Below are 25,659 nucleotides of genomic sequence, written 5' to 3' on the forward strand. Positions count from 1 at the left end.
GTTGATTGCGAACAGTAAACAGTATGCCAAAGTCATGATCAACTTCCGTCCCTCGATCGTGAAGTGACCCAGGACACCCGGTTGTCACCTCGCGGCCACCGGCCTGCAACACTGTGAACTCCGGCAACGGCGCCGGTCAGGTCCGTTCAGATCGTCCATCGCCCCGGAGGCGTGACCACATGACCCAGACCGCCGATCCGACCTCGTTGGTGCTGCCCGCCGACCTCAAGCCGTCCGACGGACGCTTCGGTTGTGGACCGTCCAAGGTGCGTCCCGAGGCCGTGCAGGCCCTCGCCACCGAAGGGGCCGCGCTGCTCGGCACCTCCCACCGGCAGAAGCCCGTCAAGAACCTCGTCGGCCGCGTCCGCTCCGGCCTGCGCGAGCTGTTCCAGCTGCCGGACGGCTACGAGGTCGTGCTCGGCAACGGTGGTACCACGGCGTTCTGGGACGCGGCCAGCTTCGGGCTTGTGCGCGAGACCGCGCAGCACTTCACGAACGGTGAGTTCTCCTCCAAGTTCGCGAAGGTCACGCAGACCGCGCCGTTCCTGAAGGACTCGCTCGTCACCAAGGCGGAGCCGGGCACGTCGCCCGAGCTCTTCTACGCCGAGGGCGCCGACCTGGTCGGCTGGGCGCAGAACGAGACGTCGACCGGTGTCGCGATGCCCGTCACGCGCATCGAGGGGTCGGACGGTGCGCTGATCGCGATCGACGCGACCTCGGGTGCCGGTGGCCTGCCGGTAAGGGCCGAGGACTTCGACGTCTACTACTTCGCGCCGCAGAAGTCGTTCGCGAGCGATGGTGGTCTGTGGCTCGCGCTCATGTCGCCCGCGGCCCTGCAGCGCGTCGACGAGCTCAAGGACCGCTGGGTGCCGGAGTTCCTGTCGCTGCCCACGGCGCTCGACAACTCCACGAAGGACCAGACGTACAACACGCCGTCGGTCGCCACGCTGTTCCTGCTGGCGCACCAGATCGACTGGATCAACGGCAACGGTGGTCTGGAGTGGTCGGTCGCGCGCACCAAGGACAGCAGCGACCGGCTGTACTCGTGGGCCGAGAAGACGGCCTACACCACGCCGTACGTCGAGAAGGCCGCTGACCGCTCGCAGGTCGTCGGCACGATCAACTTCTCCGACGAGGTCGACGCCGCCACCGTGGCGAAGGTGTTGCGCGCCAACGGGATCGTGGACGTCGAGCCGTACCGCAAGCTCGGCAAGAACCAGCTGCGCGTCGCGATGTTCCCGGCCATCGAGCCGAACGACGTCACGATCCTGACGCAGGCGATCGACTGGGTCGTCGGCCAGCTCTGACCCACAGCAGGACAGCAACCTGGAGCGCACCGAACGAGTTCTCGGTGCGCCCCAGGGCTTTTCAGGCAAGTGCCTCCGTGGGCGACTGACGGGCCGCCCGCACCGCGGGATAGACGCCGGCGATGGCGCCGATGAGGATCGCCGAGCCCACTCCCCCGAGCAGGGCCGGCCACGGCAGTGCCGCGGGCCATTGCTGACTGATCGAATATCCGGCTGTGACCGCGATTCCCACGATCACGCCGACCAGCCCGCCGAGTCCCGACAACAACACCGACTCGGTGAGGAACTGCCACCGGATCTGCCGCCGGGTCGCCCCGAGCGCCCGCCGCAGTCCGATCTCCCTGCGCCGTTCCAGCACCGAGATCACCATCGTGTTCGCCACGCCGACGCCACCCACCAACAACGCGACTCCGCCCAAGCCCAGGAACAGCGCGTTGTAGGAACTCTCGGCCAGCTGCTGCGCCTCCAGCGCCTCCGAGGGCCGGGAAACCTTGACCTCGTTGGACTTCTGCGGGTTCAGCGTCGGGCCGAGCAGACCGCGGACGTTGTCCACCTGGTCCGGGGTCGTGCGCACGTAGACCGTGTTCGCGTTGCCCTCGAACCCGAACGCCTCCTTGGCCGCGTCCCAGCCGACGAGCGCGGACCTGTCGATCTCCGGCGCCAGCGGCAGCGGTCCCAGGATCCCGACGACCGTGAACCACTGCCCGTCGATCCACAGCTGCACACCGGGCTTGTCGATGCCGAGGCGCGAGGCAGCGGTGCCCCCGAGCACCACCGACTTCTCGCCCGGTGAGAGCCACCGGCCGGCGCGGACCTCGGCGTTCAGCACCTTGAGCAGGTCCTGCTCGGCCGCCTGCACCTGCAGGCCGAGCGTGTCGCTGGACGGCACCAGGTCGTTCTTGCGGACGCTCGCGGACAGCTTGCCGGTGGCGCTGGCCGCCGACACCGCGCCGATCCGCTTGGCCATCGGCACGGCGGTCTCGGGCAGCTTCGCGTCCTGGCCGAAGAAGTCCTGGCCGGGCGCGGCGGTCAGGAGGTTGGTGCCCAGCCTGGACATCTTCTCCTTGAGCGCCGCCGCGCTGGAGGCCGGGATGCCGACGACCGCGACGACGGCGGCGATGCCGATCGCGATGCCGAGGGCCGAGAGGACCGCGCGGATCGGGCGGGTCCGCATGCCGAAGAACCCGAGGCGCAGCAGGTCGATCACACGATCACCCCGTCCCTCACTTCGACGCGGCGCGGCGCCCACGCCGCGATGTCCCGGTCGTGCGTGATCATCACGATCGTCGTGCCGTCGGCGTTGAGGCTCTCCAGCAACTCCAGCACCCCGGCGCCGTTCTTCGTGTCGAGGTTCCCGGTCGGCTCGTCTGCCAGCAGGATGCCCGGCGTGTTCACCACGGCCCGCGCGATCGCGACCCGCTGGCGTTCGCCGCCGGACAGCTCGTGCGGCTTGTGCAGCGCCCGGTGGATCAGGCCGACCCGGTCCAGCGCGGACATCGCCATCGCCCGCCGCTTGGACCGCGGCACGCCGGCGTACACCAGGCCCGATGCCACGTTCTCGATCGCGGACAGCCCCTCGGTGAGGAAGAACTGCTGGAACACGAACCCGATCGTGCGCGCCCGCAGTGCCGACAGGGCGTTGTCCGACAACGACGACACGTCGTGGCCGTCGATCTCGACGGTGCCTGCGGTGGGCTTGTCGAGCGTGCCCATCAGGTGCAGCAGCGTCGACTTCCCCGAGCCGGACGGTCCCACGATCGCGAGCATCTCCCCGCCCCCGACGGTCAGGGAGACGTCGCGCAACGCCTGCACGCCGCCGGGGTAGGTCCGGCTCGCGCGGTCGACGGTGATCACTCGGTGGTCACCACCGTCATGCCCTCGCGCAGACCCTCACCCTGCACCTCGACCTGGCCCTTGGCGAAGATGCCGACGGTGACCGGGATGGTCTTGCCGTCGTCGGTCACGACGGCGTAGCCGCCCTCGGGCAGCGCGAGGAGCGCGCCGATGGGGACCGCGAGGACGTTCTGCTTCTTCGACACGGTGAACAGCGCGGTGACGTTGCCGCTCTCGACGCCTTCGGCGGCCTTGGGGTCGTCGACGGAGATCGTCAGCACGATCTTCGGCTTGGAGCCCTGGTTGGGGTCGCCGGTGGTGCGGGTGATGCCGGTGATGGTGCCGGTGGTGGACTTGCCGCCGGAGATCGACAGCTCGACCTTCTCGCCCTGCTTGGCGAGGCGCTGCTTGGCCTGGTCCAGCTCGACGGTGACGGCGCGCTCGGTGCCGGTGACCTTCATCAGGTCGCCGCCGGCGGGTGCGCCGAGCTGGGCGGTGAGCGAGGACACCCGGATCGCTCCACTTTGGACGACCACGTCGCCGGCGCCGAGCTTGCCGGTCTGTTCCAGGCCGTTGGCCTTCTGCCACTTCTTCAGCGCGGTGGCCGTGTAGTAGGTGAACTTCTCGTCGGGGGCGCCGAAGTCCTTGTACCCCAGGGCGGCGAGATTTTCCTCCACCACCTTGACGTCGGGCCCGTTCGACATGCCCTGCTCGAGGTCGCGGAAGAGCGGCAGCGAGCCGTAGAACAGCGGCACGGGCTTGGCGTCGGCGTGGAACACCGGTTTGCCCTGCTCGATGACGTCGCCCTGCTTCGGCAGGCCCGTGACGGTGCCGCTTTTCCGGCTGGCCAGAGCTCGATCCGCGCCGAAGCCGAGCTGGCCCGTGAGCGACTGCTGGTCGGCGAGGTTCGTCTTCTTCACGGCCGCGGTCTTCGCGGGGTCGTTCTGCAACGGCGCGGCGTTGGCCTGGTTGGACGCGACTCTCGTGAGGACCACGACCCCGCCGGTGCCGAGCACCACGGCGGCGACGAGCGCGGCGATGACGATCTTCCTGTTCACGCGGCGCTTCATCCGACGGGCCTCGCCGCGACCATGCCGCCCTCACCGAGGCCGCAGTCCTTCATGTCCTGCTTGACCTTCTCGTCCTCCGTGTCGGGCAGCTCGATCGGCTCCAGCGGCTCGCCCACGCCACCCTCGAACTGCGGGTCCGGCCAGTTGTAGCCCTTGTCCCGCATGCACTTCGCCTGCTGGCGCATCTTGTCCTGGTCCTCGGGCGACGGCGGCTTGAACTCGCCGCCGTTGGGCAGGAACTTCTTGCACGCCTCGTGCGCGGTCTTCATCTTCTCCGCGTCGATGCCGCCCTCGCCGCCGATCGTGATGCCGACGCCTGCCTCGCTCGACTCCGGGTCCGGCATGTCGATGCCGTTCTCCCGCATGCACTTGGCGAACTGGACCGAGTCGCCCTTCTCGTCCTTCTTCTGGTCGGCCGCCTGGTCCTTCGACCCGCAGGCGGTGAGCGCCAGGAGCAGGCCCAGCAACACTGCGATGGTGGATTTCATGGCGACAGGTCTACGGAGGCGCTCATTCGGCGGCGTTAAGCGAAAGGCCTTATCCGGCGCTTATGCCCGTTGCGCGGAAAATTGGCGTCATGCGTGTGCTGGTGGTCGAGGACGAACAGCTGCTCGCGGACACGATCGCCGAGGGGCTGCGCAGGTTCTCGATGGCGGTCGACGTCTGCTACGACGGCGAGGCGGCGTTGGAACGGGTGGGGGTGCACGCGTACGACGTCGTGGTGCTCGACCGCGACCTGCCGCTCGTGCACGGTGACGAGGTCTGCAAGGCCGTGCACGCGACCGGGGGCGAGGCGCGGGTGCTGATGCTGACGGCGGCGGCCGAGGTGGACGACCGGGTCGCCGGGCTGGGTCTCGGTGCCGACGACTACCTGACCAAGCCGTTCGCGTTCGCCGAGCTCGTCGCCCGCGTGCAGGCGCTGGGCCGCCGCGCCCGTCCCGCGTTGCCGCCCGTGCTCGAACGAGCGGGAGTCACGCTCGACCTGCCGCGGCACCAGGCGTCGCGCGACGGGACGTTCCTGCCGCTGTCCCCCAAGGAGTTCGCCGTGCTGGAGGTGCTGATGCGGGCGGAGGGCAACGTGGTGAGCCCCGAGGAGCTGCTGGAGAAGGCCTGGGACGAGCACGCGGACCCGTTCACCAACGCCGTGCGGGTGGCGGTGATGACGCTGCGCCGCAAGCTGGGGGCGCCACAGGTCATCCAGACCGTGCCCGGCGCCGGCTACCGGTTCGGCTCGTGAAGCTCCGGACCAGGCTGACGGCCTGGTACGCGGGGGTGTTCCTGATCGCGGGCGTCGCGCTGGTCGCGCTCAACTACTGGCTGCTCGCCGGGTGGATGCCGATGGAGGGCATCGCCGTCTCGCGCGCTCTGCCCGCCGACGCGGGGACGACCTACCCCGGTTTCATGCCGGTCGAGGCGTCGCAGCTGCCCGCGGACACCCTGGTCGTGAGCGGCGCGGAGTTCGCGGCGAACACGATGGACACCGTCCTGTGGCAGTCGATCCTCGCCCTGCTGGTGGCCGCCGTGATCGCGGTCTGGCTCGGCTGGGTCGTCGCCGGTCGGGTGCTGGCGCCGCTGCACTCGATCACCTCGACCGCGCACCGGCTGGAGGCCGAGCGCCTCGACCAGCGGATCGAGCTGGACGGGCCGCCGGACGAGCTCAAGGAACTCGCGGACACCTTCGACGGCATGCTCGACCGGCTCGCGTCGTCGTTCGACAGCCAGAAGCGGTTCGTGGCGAACGCCTCGCACGAGCTGCGCACGCCGCTCGCCGTGCAGCGGACGCTGATCGAGGTGGCGCTGGCCGCACCGGACGCGAACGACGACCTGCGCCGTCTCGGAGCGCACCTGCTCGACACCAACGAGCGGAGCGAGAAGCTCATCGACGGGCTGCTGCTGCTCGCTCGCAGTGACCGCGGGCTCGCCACGCGTGAGCTCGTGTGGCTGGACGAGGTGATCGACGACGAGATCGAGTCCTGCGCGGCGCTGGCCTCGGAGAAAAAGGTCACGTTTGAAGTTCGCACCCGCAGGTATCTGGTGGACGGCGATCCCGTCTTACTTGCGCAGCTCGTCGGCAACCTGTTGCGCAACGCCGTGCTCTACAACGAGCCGGGCGGGTCGGTGACCGTGGAGCTTGATCAAGAGCTGACCGTCGCCAACACCGGCCCCACCGTGCCTGCCCAGGCAGTACCCGGGTTGTTCGAGCCCTTTCGACGTCTGCGCGACCGCACCGGGACCGCCGGATCGGGCCTCGGGCTGTCGATCGTGCAGTCCGTCGCGAGGGCGCACCAGGGCTCGGCGAAGGCTCGTCCGAACGGGGGAGGAGGCCTGGTGGTCCAGGTGAACCTTCCGGAAACGGGCGTGCGACAGGCCTCGTGAACTGGCAAGATCACGTAGAGATATCGGCGAGTCTCCCACTCGTGGAGAGCTCGTTGTCCTAACGTTGTCTGCTGGCGAGGTGCGAATTCAGGGAGGCCACGATGCGAGCGCTGCGAGTCATCGGGCTCGACGAGGACGGCAAGTCCGTCATCCTCGAGGACCCCGAAAACCGCGGCGAGCGCTTCACGCTCCCCGCGGACGAGCGTCTTCGGGCGGCCCTGCGCGGTGACCTCGCGCGCCTCGGCCAGATGCAGATCGAGTCCGGCGAGGCCCAGATGCGGCCGCGCGAGATCCAGGCCCGCATCCGCGCCGGTGAGTCGATCGAGCAGGTCGCGGCCGCCGCGGGCATGCCGACGCACCGCATCGAGCGCTTCGCCTACCCCGTCCTGCTGGAGCGGTCGCGCACGGCCGAGATGGCCCAGCGCGCGCACCCGGTCCGCGAGGACGGCCCGGACGTGCAGACGCTCGGCGAGGTCGTCGCGCACTCGTTCGGCCTGCGCGGGCACGACCTCTCCGAGACCCGGTGGGACTCGTGGAAGGGCGACGACGGCCGCTGGATCGTGCAGCTGCACTGGGCGACCGGGCGTTCGGACAACCGCGCGCACTGGGCGTTCCACCCCGGTGCGCAGGGCGGCACGGTCACGGCGCTCGACGACGTGGCCGTCGACCTGATGGACCCGAACCCGAACCGGACGCTCCGCACGGTGCGCCCGGTGACGCAGCTGGCGCGGCAGGCCCTGGAGGCGACTCCGGTGCTGCCCGCGTCGATGCCGGTCGTCGAGGAGCCCGCTCCCGTGCCGGTGCCGGCCCAGGCGCCGCCGCCCGTGGCCGCTCCGGTGGTCGCGGAGAAGCCCGTCCAGGAGAAGCTGCCCGAGCCCGAACCCGCTGCTGCCCCGCCTGCACCGCCGGTGAAGAAGGAGCAGGAGCCCGCCGCGGAGAAGCCGGTCCGCAAGGACCCTCCTCCGAAGCGGGGGAAGAAGAACCACCCCATCGTCCCTTCGTGGGAGGACGTTTTACTGGGCGTGCGGTCGAACCGCTGACTGAGATTCTGACCGGAACTCAGACGGGAAAGCTGACGCCGTGGGACGTCGTGTCGCGCTGGCTGCCGGAGTGGGTGCACTCCTCGGGCTGGCCTGGTGGGGACTGTTCGAGCTCCTCGCTTCCGGAGCGGTCTGCTCGAAGGACGACTGGGGCTGCCTCGGGGCCTTCGTGACGTCGATCCCGATCTTCGCCGTGGCGGGGTCGGTGGTCGGCGGACTGGCACTGCGATCGCTGAAGGTGTCGCGGGCGTGGCTGACGGCCGTGCCCGCGACCCTCATGGCCGTGGTCGCGATGGTGTTGTTGCTGGGGTTCAGCTACCTCTCGTTCGCCGTGTTCGCGGCGCTGTACGCGTTGATCGCCGTGCTGACCGGCGCGCGTCGTGAAGGTGCTGTGGAGGGTTCGTGAAGGCCGGGTCCTCCCCGGCCTTGATCAGGTAGTTCTGGGCGCATGGTGTCGCGCACTGTTGTGGGGGCGGGCGCGGGAGTCCTCGCCGGCGCGGGGTTCGCGCTGACGCTCGAGGGGTTCACCCGCTACTGCTACCTCAGGCCCGGCCGCACCGGCTGCGGTGTCTCGCTCCCCGTGTTCTACCCGCCCGTCTTCGCGACCTGGATGGCCGTCGCGGGTGTGCTGATCTGGCTGGGGTTCCGGCTGGTCCGGCAGGAGCGCGGCTGGCTCGCGGCGGCCGGAGGCAGCGTGCTGTGGGCCGTGCTGATCGTGGCTGTCGTGTGGTTCAAAGCCGCTTACCTGGACATGTACCAGGAGGACGGGCGCCGGTTCTTCGTGGTCGCGGCGGTGGCCGTGCCGTGCGTGGCCTACGCGGCAGCGGCCGGTTTCGCAGGTCGGGCACGGCCGTGCTGACACGGGTGCTCACGGGTGTGGTGGCCGGGATCGCCGGTGTCGTGGCCACGGTCCTGGCGTTCCTCCTCCTGGCCGTCGGCTTCTGCGGGTTCGAGAAGCCGCCGCCCTGGTCCGACGAGCGGTGTCTCGTCGGCGACTACGCGGAGTACGGACTGCTGCTGATCCCCGTCGTGCTGCTGGCCGGGCTGGTGGGCACGGCGGTGTTGCACGCTTGGCTGCTGACGTGGCGCGGTCAACCTCGGCCCTGGTCGGTGGTCGCACCGGGTGCCGGTCTGGCCCTCGTGCTCGCGGCTTTCGGTGTGCTGACGGGGTTCGTCGGGATGGCACTGGTTCCGGCGGTGGCGTTCGGGCTGGCCGGAGCGCTCACCGGACTCGGGCGGAACGGGCTGTGATCTCCGATGGGACTGCGTAGTTCTGCGGATGGAGGCGCGTCCCAGAAGTCGCCATCATCGGGTCATGAGAGTGGCCGTGGCGGCTGTGGTGGGGGCGTTGTGCGCGGCGGCGTGGTCGTTGTCGTTCGTCCCGATCGGCGAGGCGCTGTGCTACGACGGTCCCGCCTCGCCGATCGGCTGCCTGGGTCTCACCTTCCTGTGGGTGGCCCCGATCTCGGCGGTGGTGTGGGCGCTCGTGGCGTGGGGGCTGCTGAGGCTCGCCCGGTTCACCCCTGCCTGGCCGACCGCCGCCGTGGGCGTGCTGGGCTCGTTCGTGCTGGCGCTCGCCGCCGGGCTGACCGCCATCGGGATGAAGCTCCGGCCGTCTGCGGACGACCTCGTCCTGGCGGTCACGATCTCGGCAGGTGCCGGGTACGCCTTGGCCGCGGCGCTGACCGCTGGTTACCGTGGGAGGCGTGACGGAGCAGAGCACCGCGGGCAAGACGGGTAGGTCAGGACGCCGGCTCCTCTTCCGGGTCGTCCTGTCGATGGCCGTCGGCGCGGGCCTGGTGCTCGGGTGGACGTGGGCCTACGAGTCGGGCTTCCTGAAGTCGTTCCTCGACAGCACGTCGATGTCGACGTTCCTGCTGCTCGTGCTGATCGGGCTGCCGCTCGCGCTCGTGTCGTCGCTGGTGCTGGCCGGACCGGTCCTGTGGGTCTTCGGGGTGCGGCCGGTGTGGCCGATCATCCTGCTCGGGCCGGTCGTGCTGGGGCTCGGGCTCTACTTCAAGGTGCACGAACCGGCGCTCGGGTGGTTCACCAACCGGCACCACGCCGAGGCGTTGCTCGCGGCCGTCGCCTACGGGCTGGTCGGCCTGTTCACCTTCAAGCGGTAGGCACCTCGTCCAGCAGGTGCAGGTTCCAGCCCTCGCGTTCGCACCAGTCCTCGGCGTCCTCGCGGCTGACGAGCATGGCGTGGCGCGGGCGTGGGCCCGCGAGCCGGTCCCAGCCGTCCGGAGCCAGGACGAAGTTCACCCCGTCGCGTGAGGCGATGAGCCGTCCGTGTGGAAACGCCATCGTCTGCTCGGTGCGCAGAAACCGCGTCATGGTGGTCATCGTGCCCTTGACCTCGACCTAAGTCGAGCGGTGAGGCTCCGGTGGGAGAAAAACCGGATGCTGAGTGTCGGTCCTCCTTCGTACTTTGGAGAGGACCTGGAGGGGGCTCGTCGCGTGAGCGATCAACGTAACTCGACAATTCAGACCTTGCGGAGGTTGTGGCCGTACGTGCGGCCGCACCGCGCACGGATGACTGTCGTGCTGTCGGCGACGATGCTCGCGATGCTGTGCGGTCTCGGCATCCCGCTGCTCACGCAGCGCATCGTCGACGGTCCGATTCAGAACAAGGAGACCGGCCCGCTGCCGTGGCTGATCCTGGGCGTGCTGCTGCTCGGCATCGGTGAGGCGGCGCTGTTCTACATCCGGCGCAAGGTCGTGGCCCGGCCCGCCGCCGAGGTCGAGGCGCGCATGCGGTTCGACCTCTACAAACACCTGCAGCGGCTGCCCGTGGCGTTCCACGACCGGTGGCAGTCGGGTCAGCTGCTCTCGCGCGCGACGAACGACCTGACGACCGTGCGGCGGTTCGTGGCGTTCGCGATCGTGTTCCTGATCGTCAACAGCCTGGTCGTGCTGATCGGGCTCGGCATCATCGCGACGCTCTCGCCGTGGCTGCTGATCGTGTCGCTGTGCGGCGCGCTGCCGTTGATCGTCATCTCGTACTTCTTCGAGGCGAAGTTCAAGGTCGTGGCGCGCAAGGCGCAGGACCAGGCGGGCGACCTGACCACGACGGTCGAGGAGTCGGTGCTCGGCATCCGGGTGCTCAAGGCGTTCGGGCGCGGGCCCGAGCTGTCGAAGCGGTTCCTCGCGCAGGCGCGTGAGCTGCGCTCGACCGAGCTGCACAAGATCTCGATCCTGGCCTCGCTGTGGTCGGTGCTGATCGTGCTGCCGGAGCTGTCGATCGCGGGCATGCTCGCCGTCGGCGCGGTGGGCATCGTGCAGGGCTGGATGACGGTCGGCACGCTGGTCGCGGCGGTCGCGGTGAGCGCGTACCTGCGCTGGCCGATCGACTCCATCGGCTGGCTGCTGGCGGAGACCAACCAGGCCGCCTCGGCGCTGGAACGGTACTGGGAGGTCGTCGACTCCCCCGTCGCGATCACCGGCCCCGCCTCGCCCGCGCCGCTGCCCACGCCGCTGCGCGGGCACGTCCGTTTCGAGGGCGTCCGGTTCGCGTTCGAGGACGGGCGCGAGGTGCTGGCGGGCATCGACCTCGACCTGCGTCCCGGCGAGACGGTCGCGCTGGTCGGTGCGACGGGGTCGGGCAAGACGACGCTGACCGCGCTGGTGCCGCGGCTCGCGGACGTGACCGGCGGCCGGATCACGATCGACGGCGTCGACGTGCGGGACCTGTCGCTGGAGGACCTGCGCACCGTCGTGGGCACGGCGTTCGAGGAGCCGGTGCTGTTCTCCGCGTCGGTGACCGAGAACGTCGGCCTGGGCGTCCCGGACGTCACCGAGGCGCAGGTGCGCGAGGCGTTGCGGGTGGCCAAGGCGGAGGAGTTCGTCGACGCGCTGCCGTGGGGTCTCGCGACCCGGATCGGCGAGCAGGGCCTGTCGCTGTCCGGTGGTCAGCGGCAACGGCTCGCGCTCGCCCGCGCGGTCGTCGGCAAGCCGGCGGTGCTGGTGCTGGACGACCCGCTGTCCGCGCTGGACGTGCACACCGAGGCCGAGGTCGAAGGCGCGCTGCGGCGCGTGCTGCGCGACACGACGGCGCTGGTGGTGGCGCACCGGTCGTCGACGGTGCAGCTGGCGGACCGGGTGGCGTTGCTGGTCGACGGCAGGATCGCCGCGATCGGCTCGCACCGGGAGTTGTTGGAGACGAACGAGGAGTACCGGCGTCTTCTGTCCTCGATGGACGAAGACCTGGTGGAAGAGGAGGTGGCGTCGTGAGTGAAGTGACTGTGCAGCAAGAAGAAGAGTGGCGCGGCGTCGCCGCCGAGGAGATCGAGGAGATCTCGCACTCGACGGGTCTGCGGCTGCAGGCCCGCTCGCGCCGGCTGCTGGGGTCGTTGCTGCGCCCGCACGTCGGCCTGGTCTCGCTGGCGATCGCCGCGGTGGTCGGCGGCAACCTCGCGGCTCTCGCGGGTCCGCTGCTGATCGCCGTCGCGATCGACAGCGGCATCCCGGCCGCGACGGGCGGCAGCGCGGCGACCCTCGTGTGGTGCGTCGTCGGGTACGCGGTCTCCGCGGTGCTGATGACGTTCCTGCGCTGGGCGTTCCTGCGGCTGTCCGGCCGGGTGGGCCAGGACGTGCTGCTCGACCTGCGCGGCCGCATCTTCCGGCACTCGCAGGCGTTGTCCGTCGGATTCCACGAGTCGTACACGTCCGGCAAGGTCATCTCCCGGCTGACGAGCGACGTCGACTCGTTGCAGGACCTGCTGGAGGAGGGCCTCGACAGCCTGTTCAACGCGGCGCTGTCGGTGACGGGCATCGCGATCATCCTGCTGTACCTGGACGTCCCGCTGGCCCTGGTCGTGATCGCGGGCTTCGTGCCGATCTTCTTCATCTGGCGCTGGTTCCGCCGCCGCTCGATGGACGCGTACCGCGGCACCCGCGGCGCGATCGCGAAGATCATCGTGCAGTTCGTGGAGTCCATGAACGGCATCCGCGCGGTGCAGGCGTTCCGGCGCCAGCCCCGCAACGAGCAGATCATGACGGGCTTCAACGGCCAGTTCCGCGACGCGAACACTGACGCGCTGGGCGTGATGGCGACGTTCGTCTCGTCGGTCCGCGCCATCGGCAACGTGTCGCTGGCACTGGTCCTCGCCTGGGGCGCCTACCGCGTGGCGGGCGGCTCCCTGGAACTGGGCGTGCTGACGGCGTTCACGGTGTACCTGCGCCGCTTCTACGACCCGTTCGACGAGCTGGCGATGTTCGCGAACTCGTACTCCTCCGCCACCGCCGCCCTGGAGAAGATCTCGGGCGTCCTGGAGGAGCAGCCGTCGGTGCCGGAACCTGCTTCGCCGGTGGCCCTGCCACACGCGCGGGGCGCCGTCCGGTTCGCCGACGTGGAGTTCCAGTACCCCGGCACGACCCGCCTGGTGCTGCCGAAGTTCTCGCTGGACGTCCCGGCGGGCCAGACCGTGGCCCTGGTGGGCGCGACCGGCGCGGGCAAGACCACGGTGGCAAAGCTGGTGGGCCGCTTCTACGACCCGTCCGCAGGCTCAGTCCAGCTCGACGGCACGGACCTGCGCTCGGTGTCGGACACGGACCTGCGCCGAGCCGTCGTGATGGTGACGCAGGAGAACTTCCTGTTCTCCGGCTCGGTGGCCGACAACATCGCCCTGGGCCGCCCCACCGCGTCCCGAGCGGAGATCGAGGCAGCAGCGGCCGAGGTGGGCGCGCACGAGTTCATCGCCGCCCTCCCCGACGGCTACGACACGGACGTCCGCAAACGAGGCGGCCGCCTGTCCGCCGGACAACGCCAGATGGTGGCGTTCGCCCGCGCGTTCCTCGCGAACCCGGCGGTACTGGTCCTGGACGAGGCAACATCGTCCCTGGACGTACCCACAGAACGCGCCGTGCAGGCAGCCCTGGAGACAGTGCTGGCCGACCGCACCGCGTTCATCATCGCCCACCGCCTGTCGACGGTCCTGATCGCGGACCGCGTCCTGGTGCTGGATGGTGGCATTGTGGTGGAAGACGGCTCCCCCGCGGAGCTGATCGGTGAGCGGGGCCGGTTCGCCGCCCTGCACACGGCCTGGCGCGACTCGCTCGCCTAGGCCGGAAGGTCGCGTTCGCGCCAATGGGGATCTGGCGCGAACGCGACCTCACGACAGCCGCGCGCCGGGGAGAGAACGACTCCGGGATCGACGGCTGGGATGCGTGGGTTGCGCAAGCCCGGCGCAGACCGGGCACGCCTCACGCGATGGCGAAGCCGAGGCGTGTGACTGATGGGCCTCAGTGCAAGCGGTGGTGACGCAACCACGACGGCGATTGGGGCTTGACTTTGGGTGCGAGGCCTTAAACTTGACCCCTCGGCCGGGCTTCACAGACCGGCCTTTTCCAGGCCGAGGAAGGCCTCGCAAGGGCCCCGAAGTCAAGCCCCAATCGCGATCGTCGCGAAGCGGCGATGTCCGGCACCGGTTCGGTACAGGACGCAAGGTGACCACGCTGGAACGCGACAGGTCGCGCGGCTGAGGCGACCACCCTCGCAAGGCAACTGGACGCACGGCACCCAGCCCCTCCGCTGGAACAGGCGCCGACCCACGCAAGCCGACCCGCGCACGCCACAAACGCCCACCCCGCCCCCCCGGTCCGATAGGTTTCCGGGCTGAAAGCTCCAGACCGAGGAGGGCCCAGTGGAGTTGCGAGTCCGGGACGGCCGCGCCGTGCTCGCCAGCAACGACGAGTCCGGTGAGCGCGAGGTCGACCCGCACAGCCTGCCCCTGGGCGCCGACCTGGCCGAGGCCCTGCACGAGTGGGCCAAGGTCGCCGACGCCGTCCACCGCACCGAAACGCCCAAAGACGGCGTGGCCGGTGCCCTCATCGCACGCCGCGGCAAGCAGCTCGCCGGCCGGATCGCCGCGGTCATGAACTCCCCGGTCAGCTACACCGACCCGGTCAGCGGCGACCTGCTCACGGTCGAGGCACCGGAGGCGCCCGAACCCGCGGACACGCCCGCCGAGGTCACGCGGGAGGACGAGCCGACGCCCTGGGGCACCGGGCTCACGGTCAGCCTCATCACGGCCGCGATCGTCACGGTGACCGTCGTGTCGCTGTCGCTCGGCCTGGGCGAGACCAGCCGCTGGCTCGCGCTCGTCGCGAACGTGCTGGTGGTCGGCGGGCTGGCGCCCAGCGTGTGGCTCGGGCGCAAGGTGCCCGTGTGGCGCTGGGTCGCGTACGGCGTGGTGACCGGCGTGCTCGTCGCCTGGCTCTCCCTGATCCTGACCCTGCTCTAAAAGGCTCTAAAGCAGCGCGTAGAACGCCACCGCGCCCGCGGTGGCCACGTTCAGCGAGTCCACGCCCGACGACATCGGGATGCGCACGGCGAGGTCCGCCGCGTCGATCGCCTCGTCGGTGAGGCCCGGCCCCTCCGAGCCCAGCAGCACGGCCACGCGTCGTCCGCGCAGGCCGGCGTCCGCGAGGTGCAGGGCCGAGGGGTGCGGGGTCAGGGCGGCAACGGTATAACCCTTTTGTCGCAACAAGTTCAGCGCTGCGGGCCACTGATCCGTGGTAGCGAACGGCACGCGCAGCACGTGACCCATCGAGACGCGCACGCTGCGCCGGTACAGCGGGTCGCTGCAGCCGGGGCCGAGCACGACGCCGTCCACGCCCAGCGCGGCGGCGTTGCGGAAGATCGAACCCAGGTTCTCGTGGTCGCCGACCCCTTCGAGCACGGCGAGTCGTCTCGCCCCGTCGGCCAGGTCGTCGAACGACACCTCCGGGGCGCGGTCCGCGGCCGCGAGTACACCCCGGTTCAAGTGGAAACCGACGACCGACGCCATAACCTCTGCAGACGTCACGTAGGCGGGAACGTCCAGGTCAGAAAGGTCAAGCGCCTCGATCCGCCGCCGCACCCCGAGCAGCCCGCGCACCGGGTACGGCGACGCCAGCAGACGTTCCACGACCACGATGCCCTCGGCGATGACGAGACCTCGTCCTCCCGGCCGGTCGGGCCTGCGGTCGGCCGTCGACAGGTCGCGGAAGTCGTCCAGCCGGGGGTCAGCCGGGTCGTAGATCTCGATCACGTCAGCCACGCCGGAAGTTTCGCATCCGCCCGGAGGTGGAACAGGCGAGGTAGTCCGGAGGGCGGAACCACACGCGCCCGACCAGCGGATGATCGCTGGTTGTTACCTCGACGTGACAGAGAGCACCGTTTTGGGCGATGTAAAGGGGGTTTCCGCTGTGTCACGTTTGGCGTTCCGCCTGGCCCGCGCCCACCGGCGCCGAGCGAAGGGGTAGCGGCATGGGAAGTGAAGTGTCCAGCCGCACTTTCACCAGAGACGACCGCCAGCGCTATCGGGAGAAGATGCAGCGGAGTCTCGACGCACTGGCCACGATGCTGGCCGAGGACACGTTCTCCTTTCCCCGTCGGCAGATGGGGCTCGAGATCGAGCTGAACCTCGTCGACGACGCGATGCGTCCGGCGATGGCGAACTCGGAGGTCCTCGAGAAGATCGACGATCCCTCCTACACCTTGGAGCTGGGACAGCAGAACCTGGAGATCAACGTCCCCCCGCGCGAGCTCGCCGGGGGTGAGATGCTTGGCCTGGAAGAAGAACTGCGGCAGTCGCTCGACAACGCCGACTCCAAGGCCAACGACGTGGGCGCGAACCTCGCCATGATCGGCGTGCTGCCCACGTTGCGGGAGCGGCACTTCGACCGCAAGTGGCTCTCCGAGGCGCCGCGGTACGCGCTGCTCAACGACACCATCTTCAAGGCACGTGGCGAAGAGATGGTGCTGCGCATGGAAGGTCCGGCGATGCCGGGCAAGCACCCGGAGAAGCTCGACAGCTACGCCGAGTCGATCCTGCCGGAAGCCGCGTGCACGTCGGTGCAGCTGCACCTGCAGGTGGAGCCGACGCACTTCGCCGCGCACTGGAACGCCGCGCAGTGCCTGGCGGGCGTGCAGGTCGCCATCGCCGCGAACTCCGCGTTCCTGCTGGGCAAGGCGCTCTGGCACGAGACCCGGATCCCGTTGTTCGAGCAGGCCACGGACACCCGGCCGGACGAGCTGAAGAACCAGGGCGTGCGCCCACGCGTGTGGTTCGGTGAACGGTGGATCACGTCGATCTTCGACCTGTTCGAGGAGAACGTGCGCTACTTCCCCAGCCTGCTGCCCGAAACCGATGACGAGGACCCGTTGGAGGTCCTGGAAGCCGGTGGCGCGCCTCGTCTTTCCGAGCTGCGCCTGCACAATGGCACGATCTGGCGCTGGAACCGCCCCGTCTACGACGTCGTCGACGGGGTGCCGCACCTGCGCGTCGAGAACAGGGTGCTGCCCGCCGGCCCCACGGTGCTCGACACGATGGCCAACGCCGCGTTCTTCTACGGCGCCCAGCGCGCCCTCACGTCCCAGGAACGTCCACTGTGGACGCAGATGTCGTTCCAGGCGGCGGAGGAGAACCTCTACACCGGCGCACGGCACGGCATGCACGCCCAGCTGTACTGGCCGGGCATCGGCTGGATCCCGCCGGACGAGCTGGTGCTGCGCCGGCTCCTGCCGATGGCACACGAGGGCCTGCGCGACTGCGGTGTCTCGGACGAGGCCCGGGAGCGCTACCTCGGTGTGATCGAGCAGCGCTGCCTCGCGCGGCGCACGGGATCGTCGTGGCAACGGGAAACCGTGGCACTGCTGGAAGAACGGGGCATGTCCAGGGACGCCGCACTGTCCGGCATGCTCAAGCGGTACATGGAGCTGATGCACGCGGGCGAGCCCGTGCACACGTGGCACGTCGGCTAGCCACTCGCCGCGCAGACGTCTCGCACCACCTCACCGGGCAGGCCGGTCCTCGTGACCCGCCTGCCCGGCGGACGTCTAGCGGCGGCGCCCCGCTTTCAACGGCGCCACGTCCGCGCCGTCGTGGGAGATCCGGCACTCGTCCGGCGTGACGGCCTCGACCGCCAGCGTCAGCTCGCCCTTCACCCCGGTGTAGATCGACTCGCCGCGCGAGGCGAGCGAGGCGTGCACGCGGTTCGAGTCGGTGAAGTCGCGCTCGTCCTTCACCCGCTTCTTGCCGGTCTCCTCCGGCCTCGTCGCGCTGCGGAGGTTGACCTCCAGCCACGCCGCGACCTCGGCCGGCGACGTCAGCACTTCCTCAGGGGTGCGTTCGAGCCGAACCTGCCGAGGAGAGGCGTGATCGAGTGACGTGTGCTCCACATAGGCGTGCCAGTGGGTGTTGCGCATCGACCAGGTCTGTTCGACCGGCCAGTCCTCCTCGGTGGTCATGACCTATATCTTCCACCCTTCACACGAGGAAACGTGAGAAGGTCGCGGACGTCGACCTCACGATCCACCCGCACGGCCGATGCGAGCCGCCGGTCGTGCGTGACCAGCAGCAACGTTCCCCCGTAGCTGTCGAGCGCCTGTTCCAGCTGTTCGATGGCCGGCAGGTCGAGGTGGTTCGTCGGTTCGTCGAGGACCAAACAGGTCGTGCCGCGCGCCTGCAGCAGCGCGAGACCGGCGCGGGTGCGTTCCCCCGGCGAGAGGTCGCGAGCGGGCCGCAGCACGGCGTCGGCGCCGAGCCGGAACTTCGCCAGCAGTGTGCGCACCTCGACGTCCGGCAGGCCGGTGGCGTCCGCGACGATCCGCAGCGCGCTGACGTCACTCGCGAACTCGGCCCGCAGCTGGTCGACCTCGCCGACGACGACGCCCGGCCCGATCGACCGGTCGCCGCTCGTGAGCGGGATGCGGCCGAGCAGCGCGCCGAGCAACGTCGACTTGCCCGAGCCGTTCGGCCCGGTGATCCGCCACCGCTCCCCCGCGCCGATCGTGAGGTCGACCGGCCCGAGCGTCACGTCGCCGCGGCTCACCACGGCCTGGCGCAACGTGAACGCGACCGAGCTGCCGCGCCCGGCCGACGGCAGCGTGAGCCGGAGCTGCCACGCCTCGCGGGGTTCCTCGACCTCCTCCAGCCTGGCGAGCTGACGGTCCACAACGGACGCTTTGGCGGTCAGGTTCTCCGCGCCGCGCTTGTGCCCCGCACGCGCGTTGCGGTCGGGTTCGTCGTTGAGCATCTTCGCGCTCGTCGCGCGGCGCACGCCCTTGCGCGACCACTCCCGCACCTGACGGCTGCGCTGGGTGAGTTCGGAGCGCTTGGTCTCGTACGCCTCGTACTCCTCGTGCGCGCGCCGTTCCGCGTTCGCCCGTTCCTCGACGTAGGCGTCCCAGCCGCCACCGAACACGGTGAGCCGGTGGGAGAACTCGTCGAGCTCGGCGATCGCGGTCGTGGTGCGCGCCAGGAACTCCCGGTCGTGGCTCACCAGCACGATGGCGCCCTGGTAGCCGGTGACGTGCGCCTCCAGCAGGTCGAGCCCGGCGGCGTCGAGGTCGTTGGTCGGCTCGTCGAGCAGCAGCACGTCGGCGCGGGTCAGCAGCACCGCCGCGAGCCGCAGCCGCGCCTGCTGGCCACCGGACAACGCGTCGGGCGCCCGGCCGTCGAGCAGGTCCGCCCGCAGCCCCAGTCGCTCGCACACGACGTCCGCGCGTTCGTCGAAGTCACCGGCACCGATGGCGGTCCAGTGGTCGAAGGCGTCGGAGTAACGCTCACCGCCGCCGTCCGCGAGCGCCTCGGCCTCCCGCTGCAACCAGCGTTCGGCCTCCGCCACGCCGGTGCGGCGGGCGAGGTGGTCGCGCAGCGACTCTCCAGCAACGTGGAGGGTCTCCTGCGTCAGGTGCGCGACCGTCCCGGTGGTCGAGACGGAACCGGTCTCCGGCGGAATCTCACCGGAGAGCAGACGGAGCAACGTGGACTTGCCGACGCCGTTGGGCGCGATCAGGCCGACGCGGTCACCAGGCGAAACATCGAGATCAACCTCCGAGATCACGGTCCTCGGACCGAACGACAGCGAAATGTTCCTGGCTGTCAGCACGGACACGCTTACGACGGTACGTCCGCGGGCAACTGGTTTACTGACCCTTATTGCTAGTAAGTTGCAGTTACCAGAGGATTGCAGGAGATGTCATGGGCCAGTACGTGCTGCCGGATCTCGACTACGACTACGGCGACCTCGAGCCGGCGATCATCGGTGAGATCAACGAGCTGCACCACGGCAAGCACCACGCGGCCTACGTGAAGGGCGCGAACGACACGATCGAGCAGATCGAGGAGGCCCGCGACAAGGAGGCCTTCGGCTCGATCGTCGGGCTGGAGACCACGCTCGCGTTCCACCTCGCCGGCCACGCGCTGCACCAGGTGTGGTGGAAGAACCTCTCGCCCAACGGCGGCGACAAGCCGGTCGGCGAGCTCGCGGCCGCGATCGATGAGCACTTCGGCTCGTTCGACAAGTTCCGCGGCCAGCTCAACGCCGCCGCGTCGTCCATCCAGGGTTCCGGCTGGGGCATCCTCGCCTGGGAGCCGATCGCGCAGAAGCTGATCACGCTGCAGCTCAAGGACCACCACTCGAACCTGTCGATCGCGGTCACGCCGCTGCTCGCGTTCGACATCTGGGAGCACGCGTACTACCTGCAGTACCGCAACCTGAAGGCCGACTACATCTCGGCGCTGTGGAACGTCGTCAACTGGGAGGACGTCTCCGCCCGCTTCGAGGCGGCGCGCTCCGGCCAGAACGGCCTGCTGCTGCCCTGATGACTTCGGCGGTGGATGCTCCGACAAAGCTCTCCGCTGCCGGACACGACGAGGCCCCCGCTCTGCCCAGAGCGGGGGCCTCGTCCGTTCCCGAACTGACTGCCGCTCCCACCACGAAGCGACGAGACTTAGGTTAGCCTAACTTCGCCTTCTTGGGAAGGCCTCCTGATCAGGCCTCTCGCGACGAGTTCGACGACGACGGCAACGGCGGCCGCCTCGACCGCCAGCAGAGCCAGGAGCACCACGATCTGGAGGGCGCCGGCCTGCCAGACAGGAGCACCGCCGAGCAGCATGCCGACGAAGGCACCCGGAAGGGTGACCAGACCGACCGTCCGGGTCTGGTCGAGCGGCGGTACCAGCGCCTCCGCGGCGGGCTGGCGGATGATCAGGCAGACCGCATCGCGTTCGGGGAAGCCCATCGCGCGTGCGGCCTCGTACTCGCCGTAGCGGTCGTGCAGCGTGTCGAGGGCTCTGCGGGCGGACAGCGTGGTCGCGGTCATCGCGCCGCCGATCAGGATGCCGCCCACCGGGATCAGCGCGATGCCCTTGACCGGCAGCAGGCCGATGACGAGCAGCAGGGTGAGCGACGGCACCGTGCCCACGACGATCGGCAGCGCCACCCACGCACCCCGCCGCCCGGCCTCGGTGCGACGGGCGGAGGTCGCGGTGGCGACGACGGCCATCAGGACCAGGAACGCCCAGGTCAGGCCGAGGTGGGACAGGACGAACGTGATCACCGCGGACACGGCGGCGAGCTGCAGCGCGGCACGGGTGGCGGCGGTGAGGAACCGCCTCGGGTCGAGGAGACCGGTGAACAGCGCGATGGCGCAGGCGACCGCCGTGAAGACGACGCAGACGATCAGCAGCCGAACCCAGTCGGTGGCCAGGAGCACGGACGTGATCACACCCGATCGTGTAGTTGCCCTCAATGCTGAATAAGTTCAGAATTCAGGCGTGAGCATCACAAGTGAAGTGCAGTGGAGCGAGCTCGCTCGCGACCCCAAGAGCGTCGCCGCCATCGCCGACCAGCACGAGGTGCGCGTGAAGCGCCGCGACGGGGCCGACCTCGTGCTGGTGCGGGCCGACCACCACGCCTACCGGCACAGCGGAGCGGTCACGGCGGCGCGTGCGATGCGTGCGCTGTTCCGCCACGCAGGACCGGACGCGGTCGCCGACGCGCTGTTGGACGAGTTCCCGTGGGTGTCGGTGCTGCCCAAGTCCGACCGGGCGGAGTTCGTGCAGGAGTTCGTCCAGGCTATCGCGGTCTCTGCGGAGCTCGGTCAGTGGTCTGTTCTTGCGCAGGTGGTGCACGAGTGGTCCAACACGGCGATCGTGCACGCGGACCCGGACCTGCACCGTGCGCTCAGCGGACCGACGAATGGGGACTTCGGTCCCGTGCCGAACCCGATGGAGATGTGAGTTGTCACCTGCAAAGCGTGGCGATCACATGACGCCACCTCCGCGTCCAGGCGGCTACGCGGTGCGCTTCGGATCAACTGACGCAGCCAAAGGTTGGGAGGAACTCTGCCGCACCGCCGCCTCAAGTGCATGGGAGGCGTGGATCGTCCTGAGCGAGCACCCTGTGTCAGTCGTCAAACCACACCGTCAGCATCTGCTCAAGGGTGATCTTCGGCTTCACACACACAACGGCGAGGTGTTCGACCAGTGGCAGTACGAGGTCACTTCGAGCGGTCGAATCTGGTACGTCGTCGATGAGAAGACCAGGACAGTGTGGGTCACCCGTGCTGGCACGGGCCACCCGAAACTGACGGACTAGGCGTCTTCGAGGCCCTGCTGGGCCCCACGTGACCCGCGCCGCACCGCCCGGCGTTGCCAGTAGAAGACTCCGTACCCGATGATCCCGAGCAGACCGCCGGACAAGGTCGTCCAGAGCAGGGTGCTGTTCTCGCGGTCGAAGACCAGGACGATCAGGAACCCGAGGAACCACAGCGCGGTACCACCCAGCACGACCGGCACGGGATCTGCCAGCCTGTGCGGCAGCGCCGGCGGGTGCGGTGGGGCGGAGTCGCGTTCGGACACATCGTTAGGAGACCAGATGCTGGACGGGTTCTTCAAGATTTCCGAGCGCGGGTCGACCGTGTCCCGCGAGGTGCGTGGCGGCGTCGTGACCTTCTTCACGATGGCGTACATCGTCGTGTTGAACCCGCTGATCATCGGCAGCTTCGCGCCGACCGGTCCGGGAGCGCACCCCGACGTGCTCGGCAACATCCTCCCGGTCGGGCAGGTCGCCGCGGTGACCGCGCTGGTCGCCGGGGTGATGACCATCCTGTTCGGACTGATCGCGAACTACCCGTTCGCGCTGGCCACGGGCCTCGGCATCAACTCGTTCGTCGCGGTGAGCGTCGCGGCGAAGGTCAGCTGGCCCGAGGCGATGGGGCTGATCCTCGTCAACGGCCTCGTGGTGCTGCTGCTGGTCGTGACGGGTGTGCGGACCGCCGTGTTCAACGCGGTCCCGAACGAGCTCAAGGCCGCTATCGCCGTCGGCATCGGCCTCTTCATCACGTTCATCGGCCTGGTCGACGCGGGCTTCGTCCGCCGCCTCCCGGACGCCGCCAACACCACCGTGCCGGTCGGCCTCGGCATCAACGGGTCGATCGCGAGCTGGCCGACGCTGGTGTTCGTCGTCGGACTGGTGCTCACCGGCGTGCTCTTCGCGCGCAAGGTCAAGGGCGCGATCCTCATCGGCATCGTCGGCACGGCGATCTTCGCGATCGTCCTGGAGGCGATCGTCAAGGCCGGTCCGTCGCAGGGCGTCAACGCCAAGGGCTGGAACCTCGGCTACCCCGCGCTGCCCGACCAGGTCTTCGGCCTCCCGGACCTCTCCCTGCTCGGCGACGTGTCGTTCGGCGCGTGGACCCGCCTCCCGGCGCTGGCCGCCGCGCTGATCGTCTTCACGCTGGTCCTGACCGACTTCTTCGACACCGTCGGCACGATGACCGGCCTCGGCAAGGAAGCGGATCTCATCGACAAGGACGGCCAGCTGCCGAACGTGAGCAAGGCCCTGTTCGTCGACGGCCTCGGCGCCGTGGCCGGCGGTGCGGCGTCCAGCTCGTCGAACACCGTCTACATCGAGTCGGCCTCCGGCATCGCCGAGGGAGCGCGCACGGGCCTCGCGAACGTCGTCACGGGCGTGTTGTTCCTGCTCGCGATGTTCTTCACGCCGCTCTACGAGGTCGTCCCGATCGAGGCGGCCGCGCCCGCGCTGGTCATCGTCGGCGCGTTGATGATGATGCAGATCCGCGAGATCGACTTCACCGACTTCACCATCGCCCTGCCCGCGTTCCTCACGATCGTGGTCATGCCGTTCACCTACTCGATCGCCAACGGCATCGGCGCGGGCTTCGTCAGCTACGTGCTGCTCAAGGCCCTGACCGGACGAGCCCGCGGAATCCACCCGCTGATGTGGATCGTGGCGGCCGCTTTCGTCGTCTACTTCTCGTTGGGACCGATCCAGAGCCTGCTGACCTGACCTTTCGGCAGGAAACTATTTCGTGAGGTATGCTAACTACGTGGCGACCGATCAGCACGGACTGGCGAGCAGGCTCAGGCTTGCCGTCGTTCGCCTCAACCGCCGCCTGCGGGCGCAGCGCACCAACTCGTCGGTGTCGCTCACGCAGGTGTCGGCACTGTCCACCCTGCACAAGTGCGGACCGCTGACGCCGGGCGAACTGGCGGCCAAGGAAGGCGTGCAACCGCCGTCGATGACGCGCGTGATCGCCGCCCTGGAGGAGTTCGGCTTCGCCACGAGGAGCCCGCACCCCACCGACGGCCGTCAAGCGATCGTCGAGCTGACGAACGAAGGCTTGTCGTACGTGCAGGACGAGATCACGGCCCGCGAAGCGTGGCTGGACAAGCGGCTGGCCGAGCTGGACCCGGAGGAACGGGAGCTGCTCACACGGGCCGCCGACATCATCGACAGGATGGCGGGTCAGTAAGAACGTGACGGGTTACGCGGGTGGTGGAGCAGACAGTTCGCCACCTCGTCGTACCGGAATGTTCGGATCGTTAGGCATCTACAACTACCGCCTCTACGCCTCCGGCCAGATCATCTCGCTGGTAGGCGTCTGGATGCAGCGGGTGGCCCAGGACTGGCTGGTCCTGGAACTGTCGAACGGCTCCCCCATAGCCCTGGGCTTCGCCGCCTCACTCCAGTTCCTGCCGGTCCTGCTCCTCTCCATGTGGGGCGGCGTCCTCGCCGACCGCATGGACAAGCGCAAACTCCTGCTCTGGCTGGAGTCAGCCCTGGGCCTCTGCGCCCTGGCACTGGGCCTGCTGGACGTCTTCGGCGTGGTGGAGCTCTGGCACGTCTACCTGCTCTGCCTGCTACTGGGCGCCTTCTCGGCCGTGGAAACCCCAGTGCGCCAGTCGTTCGTGGTGGAAATGGTCGGCCGCAACCAACTGACCAACGCCGTGGCGATCAACTCGATGATGTTCAACCTGGCCCGCATCATCGGCCCGGCCATCGCAGGCGTGACGATCGTGGCCATAGGCACGGGTTGGGTCTTCCTCGCGAACGCGATCAGCTTCGTCGGCGTTGTCGGCGGCATCTGGCTGATGCGAACGTCCCAACTGCTCCGCTCCGACCCCCTACCGCGCGAAAAGGGCCAACTCCTCTCGGGCCTGCGCTACGTCCGCAACCGCCCGGACCTGCTCACCGTCATGCTGCTGGTGTTCTTCATCGCCACGTTCGGCATGAACTTCTACATGACCCTGGCCATCATGGCCCGCAACGTCTTCGGCGGCGACGCCGACGCCTACGGCCTCCTCTCCACCCTGATAGCCGTGGGCACCCTCGCAGGCGCAACCCTGGCAGCAAAGCGAAAAACACCGAAGATGACGGTGTTTATCGGCTCAGGCATCGTCTTCGGCATCCTGGAGGTCATCTCGGGCCTCATGCCGACCATGCTCCTCACCGGCCTGATGATGATCCCGGTGGGCGTGGCGATGATGACGTTCAACACCACCGCCAACGCCACCATCCAGTTGGCAGTGGAACCAGAGATGCGCGGCCGCGTAATGGGCATCTACATGCTGGTGTTCCTGGGCGGCAACCCGGTGGGCGGCCCGCTGATGGGTTGGCTGGGAGAGATCAACGGCAGGGCACCGATCATCATCGGCGGCGCCGTGTCGATGCTGGTGACGATCACAGCGTGGATCATCTTGGTGAGACGAGGAGACATCGCCCGCCCTAGATTGAGAAGGCGACGGGACACCACGACGCAGGCGCTGCAAGAACCAGCAGAGGTAGCGAGCTAGCAAAACTGCCACCTGGACACGCCGCCCCAGCCGCGAAGCCGAAGGCGAGCCGTATTTCCAAACTCTAGGGGCGGTGGGGTCCCATCACGAGTCGCGCCATAGCTCTTGCTGCAGCCAGGTAGGGATGTCAAACGGGCACGCTTTTCGCCCGTTTGACATCCCT

The 25,659-nt window shown here is 69.1% G+C and carries 28 protein-coding genes; 18 read left to right on the forward strand and 10 right to left on the reverse strand.

The features are described from left to right. Positions 1–179 precede the first annotated feature (179 nt). The gene (gene serC, locus ABZX02_RS42480) at positions 180–1,307 is read left to right on the forward strand and encodes a phosphoserine transaminase (RefSeq protein WP_355307549.1); all 1,128 of its coding nucleotides are present in this window, start codon (positions 180–182) and stop codon (positions 1,305–1,307) included. A 61-nt stretch (positions 1,308–1,368) separates the two neighbouring features. Here serC and ABZX02_RS42485 read toward each other — a convergent pair whose 3' ends face one another. From ABZX02_RS42485 to ABZX02_RS42500, 4 genes are read right to left on the reverse strand one after another with little or no spacing between them, the layout of a single operon-like run. Beyond that, positions 1,369–2,481 (reverse strand): ABC transporter permease, encoded by a 1,113-nt coding sequence (locus ABZX02_RS42485; protein WP_355307593.1) that lies wholly within the window; start codon positions 2,479–2,481, stop codon positions 1,369–1,371. Between the two features lie 29 nt (positions 2,482–2,510). Continuing rightward, positions 2,511–3,161: an ABC transporter ATP-binding protein gene (locus ABZX02_RS42490; protein ID WP_355307550.1), complete on the reverse strand. Its 651-nt coding sequence runs from the start codon at positions 3,159–3,161 to the stop codon at positions 2,511–2,513. Continuing rightward, complete coding sequence (locus tag ABZX02_RS42495; RefSeq protein ID WP_355307551.1) at positions 3,158–4,198, reverse strand: peptidoglycan-binding domain-containing protein; 1,041 nt, start codon at positions 4,196–4,198, stop codon at positions 3,158–3,160. The genes ABZX02_RS42490 and ABZX02_RS42495 overlap by 4 nt, the downstream gene beginning before the upstream one ends. Positions 4,199–4,206: 8 nt before the next feature. Further along, positions 4,207–4,698 carry a hypothetical protein gene (locus ABZX02_RS42500; RefSeq protein ID WP_355307553.1) on the reverse strand — a complete coding sequence of 164 codons (492 nt, stop codon included), beginning with the start codon at positions 4,696–4,698 and terminating at the stop codon, positions 4,207–4,209. 89 nt (positions 4,699–4,787) lie between these two features. Between ABZX02_RS42500 and ABZX02_RS42505 the strand changes: the two genes are divergently transcribed. From ABZX02_RS42505 to ABZX02_RS42540, 8 genes are all read left to right on the forward strand, one after another. After that, positions 4,788–5,447 carry a response regulator transcription factor gene (locus ABZX02_RS42505; protein WP_355307554.1) on the forward strand — a complete coding sequence of 220 codons (660 nt, stop codon included), beginning with the start codon at positions 4,788–4,790 and terminating at the stop codon, positions 5,445–5,447. Beyond that, the gene (locus ABZX02_RS42510; RefSeq protein WP_355307556.1) at positions 5,444–6,586 is read left to right on the forward strand and encodes an ATP-binding protein; all 1,143 of its coding nucleotides are present in this window, start codon (positions 5,444–5,446) and stop codon (positions 6,584–6,586) included. The genes ABZX02_RS42505 and ABZX02_RS42510 overlap by 4 nt, the downstream gene beginning before the upstream one ends. A 101-nt stretch (positions 6,587–6,687) precedes the next feature. Next, on the forward strand, positions 6,688–7,626 hold the full coding sequence (gene sepH / locus ABZX02_RS42515; RefSeq protein WP_355307558.1) for a septation protein SepH: 939 nt from the start codon (positions 6,688–6,690) through the stop codon (positions 7,624–7,626). A gap of 40 nt (positions 7,627–7,666) precedes the next feature. Next, a complete protein-coding gene (locus tag ABZX02_RS42520; protein ID WP_355307560.1) occupies positions 7,667–8,032 on the forward strand; it encodes a hypothetical protein in 366 nt (121 codons plus the stop codon). Positions 8,033–8,074: 42 nt separating this feature from the next. Then, on the forward strand, positions 8,075–8,485 hold the full coding sequence (locus tag ABZX02_RS42525) for a hypothetical protein (protein ID WP_355307562.1): 411 nt from the start codon (positions 8,075–8,077) through the stop codon (positions 8,483–8,485). Beyond that, on the forward strand, positions 8,479–8,877 hold the full coding sequence (locus ABZX02_RS42530) for a hypothetical protein (RefSeq protein WP_355307564.1): 399 nt from the start codon (positions 8,479–8,481) through the stop codon (positions 8,875–8,877). Before ABZX02_RS42525 ends, ABZX02_RS42530 begins: the two co-directional genes overlap by 7 nt. A 64-nt stretch (positions 8,878–8,941) precedes the next feature. Continuing rightward, a complete protein-coding gene (locus ABZX02_RS42535; protein ID WP_355307566.1) occupies positions 8,942–9,367 on the forward strand; it encodes a hypothetical protein in 426 nt (141 codons plus the stop codon). Further along, positions 9,333–9,752, forward strand: coding sequence for a hypothetical protein (locus tag ABZX02_RS42540; protein ID WP_355307568.1), 420 nt, complete (start codon positions 9,333–9,335; stop codon positions 9,750–9,752). Before ABZX02_RS42535 ends, ABZX02_RS42540 begins: the two co-directional genes overlap by 35 nt. Here ABZX02_RS42540 and ABZX02_RS42545 read toward each other — a convergent pair. Beyond that, a complete protein-coding gene (locus ABZX02_RS42545; protein WP_355307570.1) occupies positions 9,742–9,963 on the reverse strand; it encodes a hypothetical protein in 222 nt (73 codons plus the stop codon). The genes ABZX02_RS42540 and ABZX02_RS42545 overlap by 11 nt on opposite strands. A gap of 156 nt (positions 9,964–10,119) precedes the next feature. Between ABZX02_RS42545 and ABZX02_RS42550 the strand changes: the two genes are divergently transcribed. The 3 genes from ABZX02_RS42550 to ABZX02_RS42560 all read left to right on the forward strand — a co-directional run bounded on the left by ABZX02_RS42550 (position 10,120) and on the right by ABZX02_RS42560 (position 14,870). Further along, complete coding sequence (locus ABZX02_RS42550) at positions 10,120–11,859, forward strand: ABC transporter ATP-binding protein (RefSeq protein WP_355307572.1); 1,740 nt, start codon at positions 10,120–10,122, stop codon at positions 11,857–11,859. Next, positions 11,856–13,691 carry an ABC transporter ATP-binding protein gene (locus tag ABZX02_RS42555; RefSeq protein ID WP_355307574.1) on the forward strand — a complete coding sequence of 612 codons (1,836 nt, stop codon included), beginning with the start codon at positions 11,856–11,858 and terminating at the stop codon, positions 13,689–13,691. Before ABZX02_RS42550 ends, ABZX02_RS42555 begins: the two co-directional genes overlap by 4 nt. 579 nt (positions 13,692–14,270) lie before the next feature. After that, on the forward strand, positions 14,271–14,870 hold the full coding sequence (locus ABZX02_RS42560; protein WP_355307575.1) for a DUF2537 domain-containing protein: 600 nt from the start codon (positions 14,271–14,273) through the stop codon (positions 14,868–14,870). A gap of 6 nt (positions 14,871–14,876) precedes the next feature. On the opposite strand, the gene ABZX02_RS42565 is transcribed toward ABZX02_RS42560, so the two are convergent. Beyond that, entirely contained in the window at positions 14,877–15,668 is a 792-nt protein-coding gene (locus ABZX02_RS42565; protein ID WP_355307577.1) for an RNA methyltransferase, read from the reverse strand. A 209-nt stretch (positions 15,669–15,877) separates the two neighbouring features. Between ABZX02_RS42565 and ABZX02_RS42570 the strand changes: the two genes are divergently transcribed. After that, positions 15,878–17,374, forward strand: coding sequence for a glutamate--cysteine ligase (locus ABZX02_RS42570; RefSeq protein ID WP_355307579.1), 1,497 nt, complete (start codon positions 15,878–15,880; stop codon positions 17,372–17,374). Positions 17,375–17,449: 75 nt separating this feature from the next. On the opposite strand, the gene ABZX02_RS42575 is transcribed toward ABZX02_RS42570, so the two are convergent. Further along, the gene (locus ABZX02_RS42575; protein WP_030467775.1) at positions 17,450–17,860 is read right to left on the reverse strand and encodes a hypothetical protein; all 411 of its coding nucleotides are present in this window, start codon (positions 17,858–17,860) and stop codon (positions 17,450–17,452) included. Further along, on the reverse strand, positions 17,857–19,509 hold the full coding sequence (locus ABZX02_RS42580; protein WP_355307580.1) for an ABC-F family ATP-binding cassette domain-containing protein: 1,653 nt from the start codon (positions 19,507–19,509) through the stop codon (positions 17,857–17,859). Before ABZX02_RS42580 ends, ABZX02_RS42575 begins: the two co-directional genes overlap by 4 nt. Positions 19,510–19,595: 86 nt before the next feature. Here ABZX02_RS42580 and ABZX02_RS42585 point away from each other — a divergent pair, with 86 nt between their 5' ends. Beyond that, on the forward strand, positions 19,596–20,219 hold the full coding sequence (locus ABZX02_RS42585; RefSeq protein ID WP_089908832.1) for a superoxide dismutase: 624 nt from the start codon (positions 19,596–19,598) through the stop codon (positions 20,217–20,219). A 128-nt stretch (positions 20,220–20,347) separates the two neighbouring features. Here ABZX02_RS42585 and ABZX02_RS42590 read toward each other — a convergent pair whose 3' ends face one another. After that, positions 20,348–21,124, reverse strand: a complete 777-nt coding sequence (locus ABZX02_RS42590) for an ABC transporter permease (protein WP_355307582.1) — start codon at positions 21,122–21,124, stop codon at positions 20,348–20,350. A gap of 49 nt (positions 21,125–21,173) precedes the next feature. On the opposite strand from ABZX02_RS42590, the gene ABZX02_RS42595 reads away from it, so the two are divergent. Continuing rightward, positions 21,174–21,638 carry a DUF6247 family protein gene (locus ABZX02_RS42595; protein WP_355307584.1) on the forward strand — a complete coding sequence of 155 codons (465 nt, stop codon included), beginning with the start codon at positions 21,174–21,176 and terminating at the stop codon, positions 21,636–21,638. Between the two features lie 354 nt (positions 21,639–21,992). Here the strand turns inward: ABZX02_RS42595 and ABZX02_RS42600 are convergent, their stop codons facing one another. Then, entirely contained in the window at positions 21,993–22,259 is a 267-nt protein-coding gene (locus ABZX02_RS42600; RefSeq protein ID WP_355307586.1) for a DUF2530 domain-containing protein, read from the reverse strand. A gap of 16 nt (positions 22,260–22,275) precedes the next feature. Between ABZX02_RS42600 and ABZX02_RS42605 the strand changes: the two genes are divergently transcribed. Genes ABZX02_RS42605 through ABZX02_RS42615 form a run of 3 tightly spaced genes read left to right on the forward strand, consistent with a single transcriptional unit; the run spans position 22,276 to position 25,496 of the window. Next, positions 22,276–23,709, forward strand: a complete 1,434-nt coding sequence (locus ABZX02_RS42605; protein ID WP_355307587.1) for an NCS2 family permease — start codon at positions 22,276–22,278, stop codon at positions 23,707–23,709. Between the two features lie 40 nt (positions 23,710–23,749). Continuing rightward, on the forward strand, positions 23,750–24,175 hold the full coding sequence (locus tag ABZX02_RS42610) for a MarR family transcriptional regulator (RefSeq protein ID WP_355307589.1): 426 nt from the start codon (positions 23,750–23,752) through the stop codon (positions 24,173–24,175). Positions 24,176–24,233: 58 nt separating this feature from the next. Beyond that, positions 24,234–25,496 (forward strand): MFS transporter, encoded by a 1,263-nt coding sequence (locus ABZX02_RS42615; RefSeq protein ID WP_355307595.1) that lies wholly within the window; start codon positions 24,234–24,236, stop codon positions 25,494–25,496. The last annotated feature ends 163 nt before the right edge of the window (positions 25,497–25,659 follow it).

It is taken from the genome of Lentzea sp. NPDC003310 (assembly GCF_040610935.1).
Classification (GTDB): Bacteria; Actinomycetota; Actinomycetes; order Mycobacteriales; family Pseudonocardiaceae; genus Lentzea.